This is a genomic window from Rhizobium gallicum bv. gallicum R602sp (genome assembly GCF_000816845.1).
GTDB lineage: Bacteria > Pseudomonadota > Alphaproteobacteria > Rhizobiales > Rhizobiaceae > Rhizobium > Rhizobium gallicum.
The window spans coordinates 3,430,416-3,445,952 of record NZ_CP006877.1; the positions used below are offsets into that span (position 1 = coordinate 3,430,416).

General features: G+C 59.7%; 16 protein-coding genes and 1 other RNA gene. 11 read left to right on the plus strand and 6 right to left on the minus strand.

Translation table 11 applies throughout. The features are described 5' to 3' along the window. Positions 1 to 34 precede the first annotated feature (34 nt). The 4 genes from RGR602_RS16890 to RGR602_RS16900 form a co-directional block, all read right to left on the minus strand. Positions 35 to 958, minus strand: a complete 924-nt coding sequence (locus RGR602_RS16890; protein WP_039846042.1) for a LysR substrate-binding domain-containing protein — start codon at positions 956 to 958, stop codon at positions 35 to 37. 255 nt (positions 959 to 1,213) lie between these two features. Next, a non-coding RNA gene (gene ssrS / locus RGR602_RS35170) (6S RNA) lies at positions 1,214 to 1,372 on the minus strand. 59 nt (positions 1,373 to 1,431) lie between these two features. Further along, positions 1,432 to 1,809 (minus strand): cell division protein ZapA, encoded by a 378-nt coding sequence (locus RGR602_RS16895; protein WP_039846043.1) that lies wholly within the window; start codon positions 1,807 to 1,809, stop codon positions 1,432 to 1,434. Between the two features lie 15 nt (positions 1,810 to 1,824). Next, positions 1,825 to 2,100 carry a DUF4164 domain-containing protein gene (locus RGR602_RS16900; RefSeq protein WP_022715786.1) on the minus strand — a complete coding sequence of 92 codons (276 nt, stop codon included), beginning with the start codon at positions 2,098 to 2,100 and terminating at the stop codon, positions 1,825 to 1,827. 339 nt (positions 2,101 to 2,439) lie between these two features. Here RGR602_RS16900 and tkt point away from each other — a divergent pair, with 339 nt between their 5' ends. The 7 genes from tkt (at position 2,440) to RGR602_RS16935 (ending at position 11,982) form a co-directional block, all read left to right on the plus strand. Then, entirely contained in the window at positions 2,440 to 4,413 is a 1,974-nt protein-coding gene (gene tkt, locus RGR602_RS16905; protein ID WP_039846044.1) for a transketolase, read from the plus strand. A 62-nt stretch (positions 4,414 to 4,475) separates the two neighbouring features. Then, positions 4,476 to 5,486, plus strand: coding sequence for a type I glyceraldehyde-3-phosphate dehydrogenase (gene gap / locus RGR602_RS16910; RefSeq protein WP_039846045.1), 1,011 nt, complete (start codon positions 4,476 to 4,478; stop codon positions 5,484 to 5,486). A gap of 126 nt (positions 5,487 to 5,612) precedes the next feature. Then, on the plus strand, positions 5,613 to 6,131 hold the full coding sequence (locus RGR602_RS16915; protein ID WP_039846046.1) for a GNAT family N-acetyltransferase: 519 nt from the start codon (positions 5,613 to 5,615) through the stop codon (positions 6,129 to 6,131). Positions 6,132 to 6,416: 285 nt separating this feature from the next. After that, the gene (locus tag RGR602_RS16920) at positions 6,417 to 8,279 is read left to right on the plus strand and encodes a potassium/proton antiporter (RefSeq protein WP_039846980.1); all 1,863 of its coding nucleotides are present in this window, start codon (positions 6,417 to 6,419) and stop codon (positions 8,277 to 8,279) included. 71 nt (positions 8,280 to 8,350) lie between these two features. Beyond that, entirely contained in the window at positions 8,351 to 9,550 is a 1,200-nt protein-coding gene (locus RGR602_RS16925; protein ID WP_039846047.1) for a phosphoglycerate kinase, read from the plus strand. A gap of 222 nt (positions 9,551 to 9,772) precedes the next feature. Further along, positions 9,773 to 10,798, plus strand: coding sequence for a class I fructose-bisphosphate aldolase (locus RGR602_RS16930; RefSeq protein WP_039846048.1), 1,026 nt, complete (start codon positions 9,773 to 9,775; stop codon positions 10,796 to 10,798). Positions 10,799 to 11,064: 266 nt separating this feature from the next. Next, complete coding sequence (locus tag RGR602_RS16935; protein WP_039846981.1) at positions 11,065 to 11,982, plus strand: PhzF family phenazine biosynthesis protein; 918 nt, start codon at positions 11,065 to 11,067, stop codon at positions 11,980 to 11,982. On the opposite strand, the gene RGR602_RS37290 is transcribed toward RGR602_RS16935, so the two are convergent. Then, positions 11,979 to 12,143, minus strand: coding sequence for a hypothetical protein (locus tag RGR602_RS37290; RefSeq protein WP_166677319.1), 165 nt, complete (start codon positions 12,141 to 12,143; stop codon positions 11,979 to 11,981). The two genes, RGR602_RS16935 and RGR602_RS37290, sit on opposite strands and share 4 nt — an antisense overlap. 171 nt (positions 12,144 to 12,314) lie before the next feature. On the opposite strand from RGR602_RS37290, the gene RGR602_RS16940 reads away from it, so the two are divergent. The 4 genes from RGR602_RS16940 to RGR602_RS39230 all read left to right on the plus strand — a co-directional run bounded on the left by RGR602_RS16940 (position 12,315) and on the right by RGR602_RS39230 (position 15,035). After that, positions 12,315 to 13,595, plus strand: coding sequence for an MFS transporter (locus tag RGR602_RS16940; protein WP_039846049.1), 1,281 nt, complete (start codon positions 12,315 to 12,317; stop codon positions 13,593 to 13,595). 21 nt (positions 13,596 to 13,616) lie between these two features. Then, positions 13,617 to 13,805: a DUF1192 domain-containing protein gene (locus tag RGR602_RS16945; RefSeq protein ID WP_039846050.1), complete on the plus strand. Its 189-nt coding sequence runs from the start codon at positions 13,617 to 13,619 to the stop codon at positions 13,803 to 13,805. Positions 13,806 to 14,182: 377 nt separating this feature from the next. Continuing rightward, positions 14,183 to 14,698 (plus strand): protease adaptor protein RcdA, encoded by a 516-nt coding sequence (gene rcdA, locus RGR602_RS16950; RefSeq protein ID WP_022715797.1) that lies wholly within the window; start codon positions 14,183 to 14,185, stop codon positions 14,696 to 14,698. A 211-nt stretch (positions 14,699 to 14,909) separates the two neighbouring features. After that, on the plus strand, positions 14,910 to 15,035 hold the full coding sequence (locus tag RGR602_RS39230; protein ID WP_267285073.1) for a hypothetical protein: 126 nt from the start codon (positions 14,910 to 14,912) through the stop codon (positions 15,033 to 15,035). 274 nt (positions 15,036 to 15,309) lie between these two features. Here RGR602_RS39230 and rpmE read toward each other — a convergent pair whose 3' ends face one another. Further along, entirely contained in the window at positions 15,310 to 15,531 is a 222-nt protein-coding gene (rpmE, locus tag RGR602_RS16955) for a 50S ribosomal protein L31 (RefSeq protein WP_027508080.1), read from the minus strand. Positions 15,532 to 15,537: the final 6 nt, after the last annotated feature.

Genomic DNA, 15,537 nt, shown 5'->3' on the forward strand with positions numbered 1-15,537 from the left:
GCAGTTGTGAATTGAATTCAAGATACGCGGCTGCTTAAGAATGCTCCGTCTCGCTGACAAGCCATTTTCGAAAGAGCGCCAACGACGACCTTTCCAGGGCGCCGGGGGGATAAAGCATCGCATAGTTCAGGGCTGCAGGCTGGCGTTCGACGAAACAGCGCACAAGTCTTCCGGCGGCAACATGCTCGGCAACCAGCGAACTGCGCACCAGGGCAAAACCCTGTCCCCTGCCGCAAGCTTGCAGCATCTCCTCGAAGGTATCGAAGACCGGCGCTTCATCGACCGCTCTTGCGATGTCGAAGCCGGCAAGTGGCTCGACGTTCGGATCGTCTCGGACAGTCACCTGTTCGTACCATCGCTGCCAGTCGAGCACAGTGTGCCGCATGCCGCGATAGATCAACAACGGCGCGGCGCGAATGGCACCACGGCTTGGAAGCCGGCTTGAGAGGGTCGGCGCGCAGACGACGAATTCCTCGTCGAGCAGAAGCGGCTCCGTCACAAGGTCCGGGCCGCCATGACCAAGCCAGATCGCCAAATCGACACTCGAAAAATCCGGTCGCTGATAGCCGACGGCGGTGCGGACTTCGATTTTCGGATAGCGGCGGCAGAAAGCCTCGAGACGCGGAGCAAGCCATTGGCTTGAAAATTCCGGTGTCGTCGCGATCGTCAGTGACGGACTGGCGCTTGCCTCCCGTGCCTGATGCAAAGCACTTTCAAGCGAAGCAAGTGCGCCCGCGATCTCGGGATGAAGCCTGAGACCAAGCGGTGAAAGCCGGGCGCCGTGCCGCCCGCGATCGAAGAGCCGGCCGCCCATCCAGCCCTCCAGCTGTGCGATCTGATGGCTGACGGCTGTCTGTGTCAGCCCCAGCCGCTCCGCGGCGCGCCCAAAGCCTCCTGTCTTTGCAATAGCGCAGAAGGCCTGCAGGGTCGAAAGCGGCGGCAACGGACGGTCTGCCATGAAAATCTCTCATGATAATAACAGTCGAGTTTCATTATACCGTGGTGCAAAGCAAGAATAAATTGACCACAGGGAGATAGACCATGTGGTTTTCGATAAAAATTCTGAATGCATTGCTACCGTTTAACAGCCTCGCCGCTCCAGCGCAGCGGCAAAGATCCACAGCCCCGCCGCAGCCGGCAACCGCACTGAACGCGCATATGCGAAGAGATATCGGAATAGACGAGGGGCGGAACCCTGCCGCCGAAAAATGAAGTGCGATCCGCGGCAGCCGATGGAGATTTACGATCCTGGGCGCCTACAAACGTAGGTGGGCACCGTGTGTCCAGGCCCACGAGCCTGGTCAGGGACAGCTCCCTTTGGATCGAGTATGGCCCCAGGGATTGTGGTTCCTGTCGAGAGGCGCAGATCGCAGCACGATATATAAGGCCGTTCACGAAGCTGCGCCAGAGGGACATGCACGCTGCGAAAATTTAATTGAGCTCGGCAGGCGCCCGGCCGTTGAGCTTGTCGGTGAGGCCGCGAATGCGGCTCGTCACCTCTCCGAGCACTTCGGCGAGGCTTTCCTCCGTCCGCGCGGTCGCAGCAAGAACGGTGTCTCGATTGCCGCGCAACGTTTCGAGCTCGGCTTCCAGCTCACCCACGCGGCGGCTCAGCTCGGAGATTTCGTCCATCACCATGATCCCGGCCATGACGGTGATCCTCAGATCGCCGATTTCGCCGAACTGACCCTTGAGGTGGCCGACATAGCGGTCGAAGCGGTTGGCGAGGTCGGTCAGATGGTCTTCCTGTCCTTCCTCGCAGGCCATTCGATAGGCCTTCCCGTCAATCGTTACCGTCACCTGTGCCATGTCACTGTCTTTCCATTAGCGGTCCAGAACCGCGCGGATCGTCTCCATCGCCGTTACCAGCCGCCGCGAAACCTCGCGGTTGACCTCTTCCAGCCGGTTGGCACGGAATTCTGCCTGGTCGAGTTCCTGCGCGAGTTTGGAGCGATCGGCATGCACGCGTCGAACCTCGCCCTCGATGTCGCCCTGCTCGCGCTGGCGTTCGATTCGCATATCCACGGCGTTTTCCAAGCCGGAAATCGCCTGCTTCAGCTCGTTGAGGGCCGCTTCCATGGATTTGCCTGTGGGCGTCATGTCGCTGTCCGGTTCTCCCGCGCAAGACCTCTCGAATCGGCAGGCCTTGCCGGTCCAGTGATTTCAACAGGATATGCAGCTAGCCGACGGCGCGTCAATAAAAGCCATACCGGCGCATAGGCCCTATTCTGTGGATGACTGAAATACACGCACCTGAAGCGGCCGATTCGTCTTTTGCACAACTCAACGATCAAATGTCAAAAATCGTCGCACCCGGCCCGGATATGGCCCGCAATTTATTGACTTGGCCGTTCCAACTGCTATGTCTCACCCGCTTTCATCGATGGCCTTCAGAAGGCTCGAGGCCATCTCCCGACACCGGAACCCCGTGGAAAAGCCATGACCTCTCCCGAACAACATGACCGGATGGCGAATGCGATCCGTTTTCTCTCCATGGATGCCGTCGAAAAGGCAAATTCGGGCCATCCGGGCCTGCCGATGGGCATGGCGGATGTCGCCACCGTTCTCTTTACGAAATATCTGAACTTCGATCCCAAGCAGCCGCACTGGCCGAACCGCGACCGCTTCGTGCTGTCGGCCGGTCATGGCTCCATGCTGCTTTATTCGCTGCTTTATCTGACCGGTTATCCGGACATGTCGATCGAGGACATCAGGAATTTCCGCCAGCTCGGCTATAAGACAGCCGGCCATCCGGAATACGGCCATGCGACCGGTATCGAAACCACCACCGGCCCGCTCGGCCAGGGTATCGCGAATTCGGTCGGCATGGCGATCGCCGAGCGCAAGCTGCGCGAGGAGTTCGGCTCCGACCTGCTCGACCACTACACCTATGTGATCGCCGGCGACGGCTGCCTCATGGAAGGCGTCAGCCAGGAAGCCATCGCGCTCGCTGGCCACCTGAAGCTCAACAAGCTCATCGTCTTTTGGGACAACAATTCGATCACCATCGACGGCGCCGTATCGCTGTCGGATTCGACCGACCAGGTTGCGCGCTTTAAGGCAGCGCACTGGAACACGATCGAAGTCGATGGTCATGACCAGGCTGCCGTTGCCGCCGCTATCGAAGCCGCGCAAAAATCCGACCGTCCGACACTGATCGCCTGCAAGACGATCATCGGCTTCGGCGCGCCGAACAAGCAGGGCACCCACAAGGTGCACGGCAACCCGCTCGGCGCAGATGAAATCGCCGCTACCCGCGAGGCCCTGAACTGGGACGCCGAAGCCTTCACCGTCCCGGCCGACATTCTGGAAGCCTGGCGCAAGGCGGGCACCCGTTCTGCCGAAACCATCACGGCCTGGGAGGGCCGCCTCGCTGCCTCCGACAAGAAGGCCGAGTTCACCCGCCGCTTTGCCGGCGAATTGCCGCCCGGCTTCGATGCAGCGATCAGCGAGTACAAGAAGAAGCTTGCCGAAACCAAGCCGACGGTCGCGACCCGCAAGGCTTCGGAAGATGCGCTCGAAGTCATAAACGGCTTCCTGCCAGAAACGCTCGGCGGCTCCGCCGACCTGACGCCCTCGAATAACACCAAGACCAGCCAGATGAAGTCGATTACCCCGACCGACTTCTCCGGCCGCTACATGCATTACGGCATCCGCGAACACGGCATGGCGGCCGCCATGAACGGCATCTCGCTGCACGGCGGCCTGATCCCCTACGGCGGCGGCTTCCTGATCTTCTCGGATTATTGCCGCCCGCCGATCCGCCTCGCCTCGCTGATGGGCATCCGCGTTATCCACGTGCTGACGCACGACTCGATCGGCCTCGGGGAAGATGGCCCGACGCACCAGCCGGTCGAACAGCTCGCCGCACTGCGCGCCGTTCCGAACCTGATGATCTTCCGCCCTGCTGATGCCACGGAAACCGCCGAATGCTGGCAGATCGCCATCACGACGCCAAACCGTCCGTCGGGCCTGGCGCTCACCCGCCAGAACCTTTCGGCCGTGCGCACCGAATACAGCGAGGAGAACCTCTCGGCAAAGGGCGCCTACACGCTCGCCGGCTCCGATGATGCCAAGGTCACGATCTTCGCATCGGGCTCCGAGGTCGAGATCGCCATCGCCGCGCGCGCCACGCTGGAAGGCAAGGGCGTTTCCACCCGCGTCGTCTCCGTTCCCTGCACCGAACTCTTCTTCGAGCAGCCGGAAGCCTACCGCAATGCGGTCCTCGGCAAGTCGCCGGTCAAGATCGCCGTCGAAGCCGCCGTCCGCGAAGGCTGGGACGCCTTTATCGGCCCGGCAGGTACCTTTATCGGCATGAAGAGCTTCGGCGCCTCCGGCCCGTACAAGGAACTCTACAAGCATTTCGGCATCACGGCGGAAGCCGTTGTCGCCGCAGCAGAAGCCAAACTCTAAAGGGGGAGCGTTCCGGCGCTCTCCACTCATCCGCAAGCCCCATATCTAGGGAGTGAATGCAAATGACTGTTAAGGTTGCCATCAATGGCTTTGGCCGCATCGGCCGCAATGTTCTTCGCGCGATCGTCGAATCTGGCCGCACTGACATCGAGGTGGTCGCGATCAACGACCTCGGCCCCGTCGAAACCAATGCCCACCTGCTGCGCTATGACTCGATCCACGGTCGCTTCCCCGCAGCCGTCAAGGTCGAAGGCGACACGATCGTCGTCGCCAATGGCAGGCCGATCAAGGTGACGGCGATCAAGGACCCGGCGACGCTACCGCACCGGGAACTCGGCGTCGACATCGCGATGGAATGCACCGGCATCTTCACCGCGCGCGACAAGGCCGCAGCCCACCTCACCGCCGGCGCCAAGCGCGTCCTTATCTCGGCGCCTGCCGACGGTGCTGACCTGACCGTCGTCTACGGCGTCAACCACGACCAGCTCACCAAGGAGCACATGGTCATCTCCAACGCCTCCTGCACGACGAACTGCCTGGTTCCGGTCGTCAAGGTGCTGAACGACGCCGTTGGCATCGACCACGGCTTCATGACCACCATCCACTCTTACACAAACGACCAGCCGTCGCTCGACCAGATGCACAAGGATCTGTACCGCGCCCGCGCTGCCGCACTCTCGATGATCCCGACCTCGACCGGTGCGGCAAAAGCCGTCGGCCTCGTCCTGCCGGAACTGAAGGGCAAACTCGACGGCACGTCGATCCGCGTCCCGACCCCGAACGTCTCCGTCGTCGACTTCAAGTTCGTCGCCAAGAAAGCAACCACGGTTCAGGAAATCAACGAAGCCATCAAGGCTGCCGCCAACGGCAAGCTGAAGGGCGTTCTCGGCTACACCGAGGAGCCGCTGGTTTCGCGCGACTTCAACCACGACAGCCAATCCTCGATATTCGCAATCGACCAGACCAAGGTCATGGAAGGCAATTTCGTCCGAATCCTCACTTGGTACGACAACGAGTGGGGCTTCTCCAACCGCATGGCCGACACGGCCGTTGCATTTGCAAAACTCAGCTAAGTTTTGCCAAGCGGATTTAGGAAGGCGGCCTGCGAAAGCGGGCCGCTCTTGTTTTGAGCACTGCCCGAGCTATCAAGTCCCTTGCGGCAAAAACGGCATGTATCTGCCCATGCCGGCAAAACGAGGATGAAGATCGTGGAATATCTCGATATTCGAAAGGCAAGCGCAGACGACGCAGAAGAGCTCTGTGTGCTCCTCAACGAAATAATCGAAGTTGGCGGCACCACTGCTCTGGAAGAGCCCCTCTCAGTAAAGGAGCTGACCGACTGGTTCATCACCGGTAAGTCCGCACTGACATGCCACGTCGCACAGGCCGGGCCCGGCATTGCAGGATTTCAGTTCCTGAGCCTTTACGAAAACCTACCGAAAGGGTGGGCCGACATCGGAACCTTTGCTCGCCTGAGCCCGAAGATACCCGGCGTCGGCACGAAGCTCTTCGCCGCGACCTTGTCCACCGCCGAAGAGCGCGGCGTCGCATTCATCAATGCAACCATCCGCGCCGATAACACTGGCGGACTCGCTTATTATGAGAAGATGGGCTTCCGGACATATAAGACCATTGACAAGGTGCCGCTCCGCGATGGCACGCTCGTGGATAGAATTCAGAAGTGCTTCGCGGTGAAGAAAAATTTGAGCGGCGTCTAACGACCTTTCGAAAAACAAAAAATTGCAGTCCTCTTCTCCTTGCCCTGCTCTTGCCTGATTTACCTATAAATTCTTCAATGAGAATCTCTCCCGTAGCATCCCCACCGGCCAGCCGTCCGGCGCGCCGTTCAGCAGCATGAAGCCGCAGGCAAGCGAGGTTAAGCCACAAGGCCTACCCTTCTTACCTGTTTTGCCGTTTACTGATGCAGGCGGATTGAAGCGTGGAGGGCGGAAATAGCTGCATGCCGGGGCGGGTTTGCGGCGGGCAATGAAAAGGGGTTGGACGTGGAAGCATTCTACATCGTCGTACTGGTATCGACGGCGCTTGTGCTTCTTGCGGCCTTCTCAAGCCTGCTCGCCTTCCGCTTTGGCGCTCCCCTGCTTTTGCTTTTCCTGGCAATCGGCCTGATTGCGGGTGTAGACGGGCTCGGCATCGAGTTCAGCAACAATTACCTCGCCTATATCCTCGGTTCGATCGCACTTGCCATCATTCTCTTCGATTCCGGCTTCGGCACGCCGATTCAGGCCTTCAAGCTCGCGGCCATACCTTCGCTGACGCTTGCCTCCGTTGGCGTGCTGATGACCGCCGGCCTCTTTGCCGTGGTCGCCATGTGGCTGCTGAACTTCACCTGGCTCGAGGGCCTGCTGCTCGGCTCGATCGTCGCCTCCACGGATGCGGCCGCCGTCTTCTTCCTGCTGCGCATCGGTGGCATCAACATCCGCGACAAGGTGCGCTCGACGCTCGAAGTGGAATCCGGCACCAACGATCCAATGGCGATCTTCCTCACCATCGCCCTCGTCGAACTGCTTGCCAGCGGCGAAGGCTATGCCGGCATCAATATCGGCATGCTTGCGGTGTTCATTCAGGAAATGGGCCTTGGCGTCATCCTCGGGCTGCTCGGCGGCATGATGATCGCGCAGGTCGTCGGCCGTCTGGACACTGACCGCGGCCTCACGCCGATCTTTGTGCTCGGCCTTGCCATGCTGGTGTTTTCCTTCGCAGGCGCCGTCGGCGGCAGCGGTTTTCTGGCCGTCTATGTCGCCGGCATCTATGCCGGAAACCGCAAGCTTCCGGCGCTGGGATCGATCAAACGCTTTCAAGACGGCATGACCTGGCTCGCGCAGATCATCATGTTCCTCGTGCTCGGTCTGCTCGCGACGCCCTCCCAGTTTCCGGCGATCATCCTCCCAGCGGTTGTACTGGCGCTGTTCCTGATCTTCGTCGCCCGTCCGCTCGCCATCTGGCTTTCGCTCCTGCCTTTCGACTATACGCAGCAGGAGATCGGCTTCGTTGCTTGGGTCGGGCTTCGCGGCGCAGTTTCGATCCTGCTCGCCATCATGCCGATCCTCGGCGGGCTGCCGAACGGGCAGATCTATTTCAACACCGCCTTCATCATCGTGCTGGTCTCGCTGCTCATTCAGGGCTGGACGATCAAGCCAGTGGCCAAGAAGCTCGGCCTCATCATTCCCCCGCGCATGGGTGCCGTCGACAAGGTCGAGGTCGACCTGCCGGGTGCGGCAAACCACGAGCTACTTTCCTATCGCGTCATCAAGGACAGTCCGATCCTTCGCGGCGAGCGCATCCCGCGCTGGGCAACGCCTTCGCTCGTCATCCGCGACGGCAAGTCGATGCGTTATCAATATGCCGGGCGGCTACGCGAGAACGATCTCGTCTATCTGTTCATCGTGCCGAGCCATTCGCGTCTGCTTGACCGGCTCTTCGCCAGTCGCGCGCCGGTGGATGCAGACGATGCCGAGTTCTTTGGTGCCTTCGCGCTCTCCCCTGCCCGCCCTGCAGCCGATCTCGATGCTGCCTACGGCCCGGGCCTGCTGAATGAATCCGAGAAGGGGCTGACGATCGCCGAACTGATGAAGCAGCGCCTTGGCGGCAAGGCGGACTATGCCGATCGCGTCCGTCTCGGCTCGATCATCCTGATCGTCCGCGACCTCGACGACCAGGCCCATATCACCTCGGTCGGCATGTCGCTCGAGGCTGTCGAGCCTGCCATCACGCTGCCGATCTTCATCAATCTGCATGACATCGTCCAGCGTGTCCGCGACCGCCTCAAGGGTCGCAAAAAACCGGAAGCCGCAACGGCCAAGGGCGTGCCGGACCATGACGAAAACGCGCGTGAAAACCACGGTTGAACGCCTTGCGTCTTGAGGCATCCTTGCTATGGTCGGCCACCTTCCAAGGCAAATAACGAACGGATAGTCCCATGCCAGCTTTCAAGACTCTCGACGACCTCAGCGGCATCGCCGGAAAGCGTGTTCTCGTCCGCGTCGACCTCAACGTGCCCGTGAAAGACGGCAAGGTGACCGACACGACGCGCATTGAACGCGTTGCGCCGACGATCCTCGAACTGTCGAAGAAGGGGGCCAAGGTTGTTCTGCTTGCGCATTTCGGCCGCCCGAAAGAAGGCCCCTCACCGGACCTCTCGCTCTCGCTGATCGCGCCGGACGTTTCAAAGGTGCTCGGCAAGCCGGTTGCCACGGCATCGGACTCGATCGGCGAAGCGGCTGCTTCGGCCGTCGCCGGAATGAAGGATGGCGATATCCTGCTTCTCGAAAACACCCGCTTCCACAAAGGTGAGGAAAAGAACGACGCGGAGTTCACCAAGGCGCTCGCTGCCAATGGCGACATCTATGTGAACGACGCTTTCTCCGCCGCGCATCGCGCCCATGCGTCCACCGAGGGCCTTGCCCACCTGCTTCCTGCCTATGCCGGCCGCACGATGCAGCAGGAGCTCGAAGCGCTCGAAAAAGGCCTCGGCAGTCCGGCCCGCCCGGTCGTTGCCATCGTCGGCGGCGCCAAGGTTTCCACCAAGATCGATCTGCTCATGAACCTCGTGAAGAAGGTCGACGCCCTGGTGATCGGCGGCGGCATGGCCAATACCTTTCTCGCCGCGCGCGGCACCAATGTCGGCAAGTCGCTCTGCGAGCATGACCTTGGCGAAACCGCAAAGCAGATCATGATCGAAGCCGCGACAGCCGGCTGCGCGATCATTCTGCCGGAAGACGGCGTTGTCGCGCGCGAGTTCAAGGCAGGTGCCGCAAACCAGACCGTCGACATCAATGCCATTCCGGAAGATGCCATGGTCCTCGACGTCGGTCCTAAGTCGGTCGAGGTGGTCAAGGCCTGGATCGAGCGCGCCCAGACGCTGGTCTGGAACGGGCCGCTCGGCGCATTCGAAATCGAGCCTTTCGATAAGGCGACGGTCGCAGCGGCCAAATACGCTGCCGAACGCACCAAGGCTGGCAAGCTCACCTCCGTCGCAGGCGGCGGCGATACCGTTTCGGCACTGAACCATGCCGGTGCCGCGGATGACTTCAGCTATGTTTCGACCGCAGGCGGCGCCTTCCTCGAATGGATGGAAGGCAAGATCCTACCGGGTGTTGCCGTTCTTTCCGGCAAGTAACGCCCGGCTGATTTGGCAATCTTTACATACGGATAGACCGCGGAAGCGTTTAGGCTTCGGCGGTCTTTTGCTCACGCAGCGAAAATAATCTCAAAGTTTCAAACGATTGAAATGATTTCAATCGTTTCAATGACTTAGCGCTCCATTCTCCTGCCTATAAACTTCTGTTATCGCCGACCTATATGCATGGTTGCCGATTTTTTTGTCGTGGAGAGAGTAAAAATGAGCGAACGCGTGGAAGACATTGCAGCAAAGATGGTAGCGGGTGGCCGGGGGCTGCTTGCCGCCGATGAATCGACCGGTACGATTGGAAAGCGGTTCGATACGATCGGCCTGGAATCCACGGAAACGAGCCGCCGCGATTATCGCGAAATGCTCTTCCGCTCCGACGAGGCTATGAAGAAGTATGTCTCGGGCGTGATCCTCTATGAAGAGACGCTTTATCAGAAGGCGGCCGACGGCACGACCTTCGTCGACATCATCAAGGCTGCAGACAGCATTCCAGGCATCAAGGTCGATACCGGCGCCAAGCCGATGGCGAAGTATCCGGGCGAAACGATCACCGAAGGCCTCGACGGCCTGGCCGACCGCCTTGCCAAATATTATGAAGCCGGAGCGCGCTTTGCCAAGTGGCGCGGCGTGATCGCCATCTCCTCCTCGCTGCCGACCTGGGGTTCGATGAAAGCGAACGCTCATGCACTCGCCCGCTACGCCGTGCTCTGCCAGCAAGCCGGTATCGTGCCGATCGTCGAGCCGGAATGCCTGATGGACGGCAAGCCGGGCGACCACAACATCGACCGCTGCGCCGAAGTCACCGAATGGACGCTGCGCACCGTCTTTGAAGAACTTGCCGATGCACGCGTCAGCCTGGAAGGCATGATCCTGAAGCCAAACATGGTCATTGACGGCAAGAACGCCCGCAAGGCATCCGTTGCGGAAGTCGCCGAACGCACCGTCCAGGTTTTGAAGCGCACCGTTCCGTCCGCCGTGCCCGGAATTGCCTTCCTTTCGGGCGGTCAATCCACCGAAGAGGCGACAGCTCACCTATCGGCGATCAATTCCGGATTCGAATTGCCTTGGAAGGTCACCTTCTCCTATGGCCGCGCGCTGCAGGATACGGCCCTGAAGGCGTGGGGCGGAAAACAGGAAAACGTCGCCGCTGGCCAGCGCGCCTTCAGCCACCGCGCCGAAATGAACAGCCTTGCGGCCAAGGGCCACTGGAAACAGGAACTCGAAAAGGCGGCGTAGCCGCCACTGAGCGCCCTTGCGACGCGGCCCCGTGAGCTTGTCACGGGTCCGCCATGTCCTGGCGCGACTGACTCGAAAACGAATGATGAAGAAAACCATTCTCGGCGCGGACGCGCGGTGGCTTCGTTCCCAGACAAGCACTGGAATGCAGGAGGGCGGCGCAAGCTCGCCAAGCTAAATTCTTGCATTGTCACGGCGACAAGATTGCGCTTTGGCGATCGACGGACGTGACTCATTATTGCGGTTTCCAAAATATCGGAGCCGCAATGACTGTCCTTTCTTATACGACCGTCGACGTTTTCACTTCTAACCGTTTTGAAGGCAATCCGCTCGCAGTCGTCACCGGCGCGGAGCAGCTCAGCACCCAGACGATGCAGAAGATCGCAGCGGAATTCAGGTATTCCGAAATCACCTTCGTCCTGCCGCCCAAGGATCCCGCCAACACGGCGAATGTCCGAATCTTCACGCCGACGATGGAGGTGCCTTTCGCAGGTCATCCGAATGTCGGTACAGCTTATGTTCTCGGCCAGCAGCAGGAGATCTTCGGCAGGCCGATCGGCGATACGCTGCGTTTCGAAGAAAAGGCCGGTCTGGTTGAAGTGGCGCTTCGGCGTATTGAAGGTCGGGTAACTGCTGCAACGATCCGTGCACCTCGGCCTCTGGATATCGGGGCTGCCGTCTGCGAAGAAACCATTGCACGCTGCGTCGGCATCGACCGCAGCGCAATTGTCAAATCGACCCACCAACCGGTTTTTGTCTCCGTCGGCCTTACCTTTGCGGTTGCCGAACTCGACGGTCTGGCATCGCTTGGCGCCGCCCGACCGAATCTCACGCATTTCCAAGAGGCTGCCGGCCCGAACGCTGAAAGCAATCACGATTTCTCGCTCTTCGTCTATGTCCGTTCGCCGGACGAGCCTTGGACGATCCGCGCCCGCATGTTCGCGCCGTTAGACAACGTTCCCGAGGATCCGGCGACAGGTAGCGCTTCCGCCGCACTCTCCGCCCATCTCGTCTCGCTCGCACCGGAGCAAACCGTGACCCAGCGTGTGACGATCGAGCAAGGTGTCGAGATGGGCCGGCGCAGCATCATCGAAGTCGACGTCGTCAAGAAGGATGGCATCGTGACGGACGTCGCGATTTCCGGCAGTTGCGTGCCGGTCATGCGCGGTGAGATCACCGTCTAGGCGATCAGGTCGCGGCCAAGAAGCGCGAGCGCCCAAACGGCAAACGCAATCAGCGCAATCTTCCAAAAGTCCATCCGCTGCCGCAAACCAGGAAGCCCCAGCGGCTTGATGATCTGAATAACCATGGCAAGGACGAGCAACAGCGCCAGCAGCTTTGTCATGGCATTATTTTTCCAATATTTCAGAATGTCACAGGACGGACATTATTCCGCGCGAACACAGCACTTCTTCATGCCGTAACGGCATTCCGAACCATAATCAACACCATTGGGACAGGGCGGGCAGCGTCTTGTCTTATGACTTTTTAAATCGAACTTGCCGAGAATTTGGAAATGAGAAGAAATCTGCTGTCCGTCGCCGCGCTGCTTTTCGGAACGCTTTTCCTCTTCATGGGCAATGGCCTGCAGGGCATCCTGCTCCCCGTCCGCGGCAATCTCGAGGGTTACGCCACGACCACGCTCGGCCTGCTCGGCACGTCCTGGGCGGCGGGATTTGTCGTCGGCTGCCTCGTCGCCCCCAAACTGGTGCGGCGCGTCGGACATGTGCGCGCCTTCTCCGGTTTCATCTCGATCATCGCCATCATCGCCCTTGTGAGCGGCATCATCATCGATCCGATCTGGTGGATCGCGCTGCGCGCCGTCACCGGATTTTCGACCGCCGGCACCTCGATGATCATCGAAAGCTGGCTGAACGAGCGCGCCACGAACGAAAGCCGCGGTGCGATCTTCTCGCTCTATATCGGCATCACCCTTCTCGGCGTCGTCGGCGGCCAGATGATGATCCCGCTCGAAGACGTGCGAACGCCGTTGCTCTTCATGGTCTGCGGAATCTTCTACTGCATCGCCATGCTGCCCACGACGCTCTCGACCGCAGCCTCGCCGCAGCCGCTGAAGGCCGTGAAGCTCGACCTGCCTGCGCTCTACCGCAATTCGCCTGTCTCCTGCCTCGGCATCCTGATGGTCGGCATCGCCAACGGTGCCTACGGCACGCTTGGCGCGGTTTTCGGGGCAGGTGCGGGACTTTCCGATGCCAGCATCGCAATCATGATGAGCGCCACCATTTTCGCCGGTGCGCTTATGCAGCTTCCAGCCGGCCGCCTTTCCGATCGTGTCGATCGCCGGTATGTTCTGGCGGTCATGTCGGCGGTTGCCGCGGTCGCTGGCCTTCTGATCGTGGTGCTGCATCCCTCTTCACCCGCGCTTCTTATCGGCCTTGTCATCCTCTACGGCGCAGTCGCCAACACGCTCTACCCGATCGCCGTAGCGCATGCGAACGACTTCGCCTCCGCCGAGGATTTCGTGAAGGTTTCCGGCGGGCTCTTGCTGCTCTACGGTATCGGGACCGTGATCGGACCAACGATCGGCGGTCCTGTCATGGCGATGACAAGCCCGCACGCACTCTTCCTCGTCACGGCGCTGTCGCATGTCTTCATCACCGCTTACGCAATCATCCGCAGCCGCATTCGCGCCGCAGTGCCGGCAAGCGAACGCGACACTTACACGACGATGCCGACCGGCACCTCGCAGATGCTGACGCCCGAAAGCATGTCGCTTGTCGAACCCATGTCGAACAAGCCTCCCGAAAGCGACGATCCTGCTGTAAAATACGGCTGAGAACCGGATGGAGGATTGCTCATGAGCTTCATTGACGATGACCTGCCTAAGAAGGCGGCTTACGAAATCGGATCCGACCTCTCCATGCTTTCCGTGGACGAGCTGAAGGAACGTGTCGAACAGCTGAAGGCGGAGATTGCCCGCATAGAGGCGGAAGTCACGAGGAAGGCTTCGGGACGCGCCGCAGCCGAAAACCTTTTTCGCTCCTAGCGTTCGATCAAAGGCTACGGGCAAGCGAATAACCGCTGCCGCAAGTCTTAATACGAAACAATGTTAATAGAATATTAAGCTTTATGAGATATTACTGTTCTTATCCAGATTTCGTCTGGATCTCAGACAGTTTTCCATGCGGCGAATTGGTCTGATTTTTCTCCCTGTTTTACCTTGAGAGCCGCTTTTGCGGCTCTTCTTTTTGCGCCAGCGCCGATTTCCCACGAAACTGTGGAAGTTAACCTTTTCTTAAGAAACGCCTTGCGCATTTGGGCTAAAGATACCATCCTAAAGACATAAAGACAGGCCTCTGAAACTTTTGTTTCAGGCTGGCGTTACCTGAACATCTGTAGACGCGTGCAACAGGAACCATTTGAATGTCGGAACTCGGTTTGAACACCATCAGTTTTGCGGGCCGCGTTGCCGCATCCTCGCAGTTCAAGACACTGTACGCGGAAGGCATGTCGCTGGTCGAGGAAACTGCCGCCTATTTGGATGGCAATGGCCGCGCCGCATCCAAGGTTCTGCCCCGCATGGCTTCTGTTCTCTACGCTGCCGAATCGATGCGCCTCACGACCCGCCTGATGCAGATGGCGTCCTGGCTGCTCCTGCAGCGTGCCGTCAATAACGGTGAGATGTCGCGAGACCAGGTTCTCGCTGAAAAGAACAAGGTCCGCCTCGACGGGTTCAACGTGGACCGCAATGCTCCGGGCTGGGGCGATCTGCCGGAAGCCTTCCGCGATCTCGTCGAACGCTCGCTGCGCCTCCAGAACCGCGTTGCCCTTCTCGACCGTGAAATCTATCGCCCGAACGAAGCGCCGATCGTCCCGGACAATCAGAACAGCGTCCAGGCACAACTGAGCCTGCTGCAAACGGCTTTCGGCAACAACTGAGAACTTGCATAGGCTAAAGATGGAACCGGCTGCGTGATACGCGGCCGGTTTTTTGCTGCATACTGCTTGTCGCTAAATCCAGGCGGAAGCGATGTCCGCACATGCCGTGGTGCGCGCGAGTATATGGGTACAGAAACAATAGAGAAGGCGACTGCCGCCCTCGAAGCGATGGGGTTTCCGTTTCCGACGCAATCCGTTTTCTGATGATGCGGTGCCGACGAGCATCGCCTGCTATTTGAAGCGTGCCGAGGCATCGGAAAAAGCAATGGAACTGGAAGAAGGCCAAGGCAAGCGCCTCGAAAATGCCGACGCCCTCTTTGAAGATCTTGGCCGCTGATCCGTGCTGACGCCTGTTCAATCAGGAAAGTTCAAACGGGACGTCCAGCGCATGGAAAAGCGCGGCAAGATATCCGCAAGCTAAAGGATGCCTGCTTTTCATGATCAATGAACAGGTACAGAGTACTCGGATCATCTCGCGCGGCGATTGGTTGCCGCTGTATCTCATCGAGGATCGTGAACTGCAGCTTGCCTGCCCCGGCACTCATTCAGATTCAAGCAATAAAAAAGCCCGGAATCTCGGGCTCTTTTCAAATTCCGTGCCGCAGAAGCGATTAGAGGCCGAGGCCGCCGAAGCGCTTGTTGAACTTGGACACGCGGCCGCCGCGGTCCATGAGCTGCTGGTTGCCGCCGGTCCAGGCCGGATGGGACTTGGAATCGATTTCGAGGTTCATGACAGCGCCTTCCGAACCCCAGGTCGAGCGGGTTTCGTATTCGGTGCCATCGGTCATCACCACCTTGATGACGTGGTAGTCGGGATGGATATCAGCCTTCATAACAAT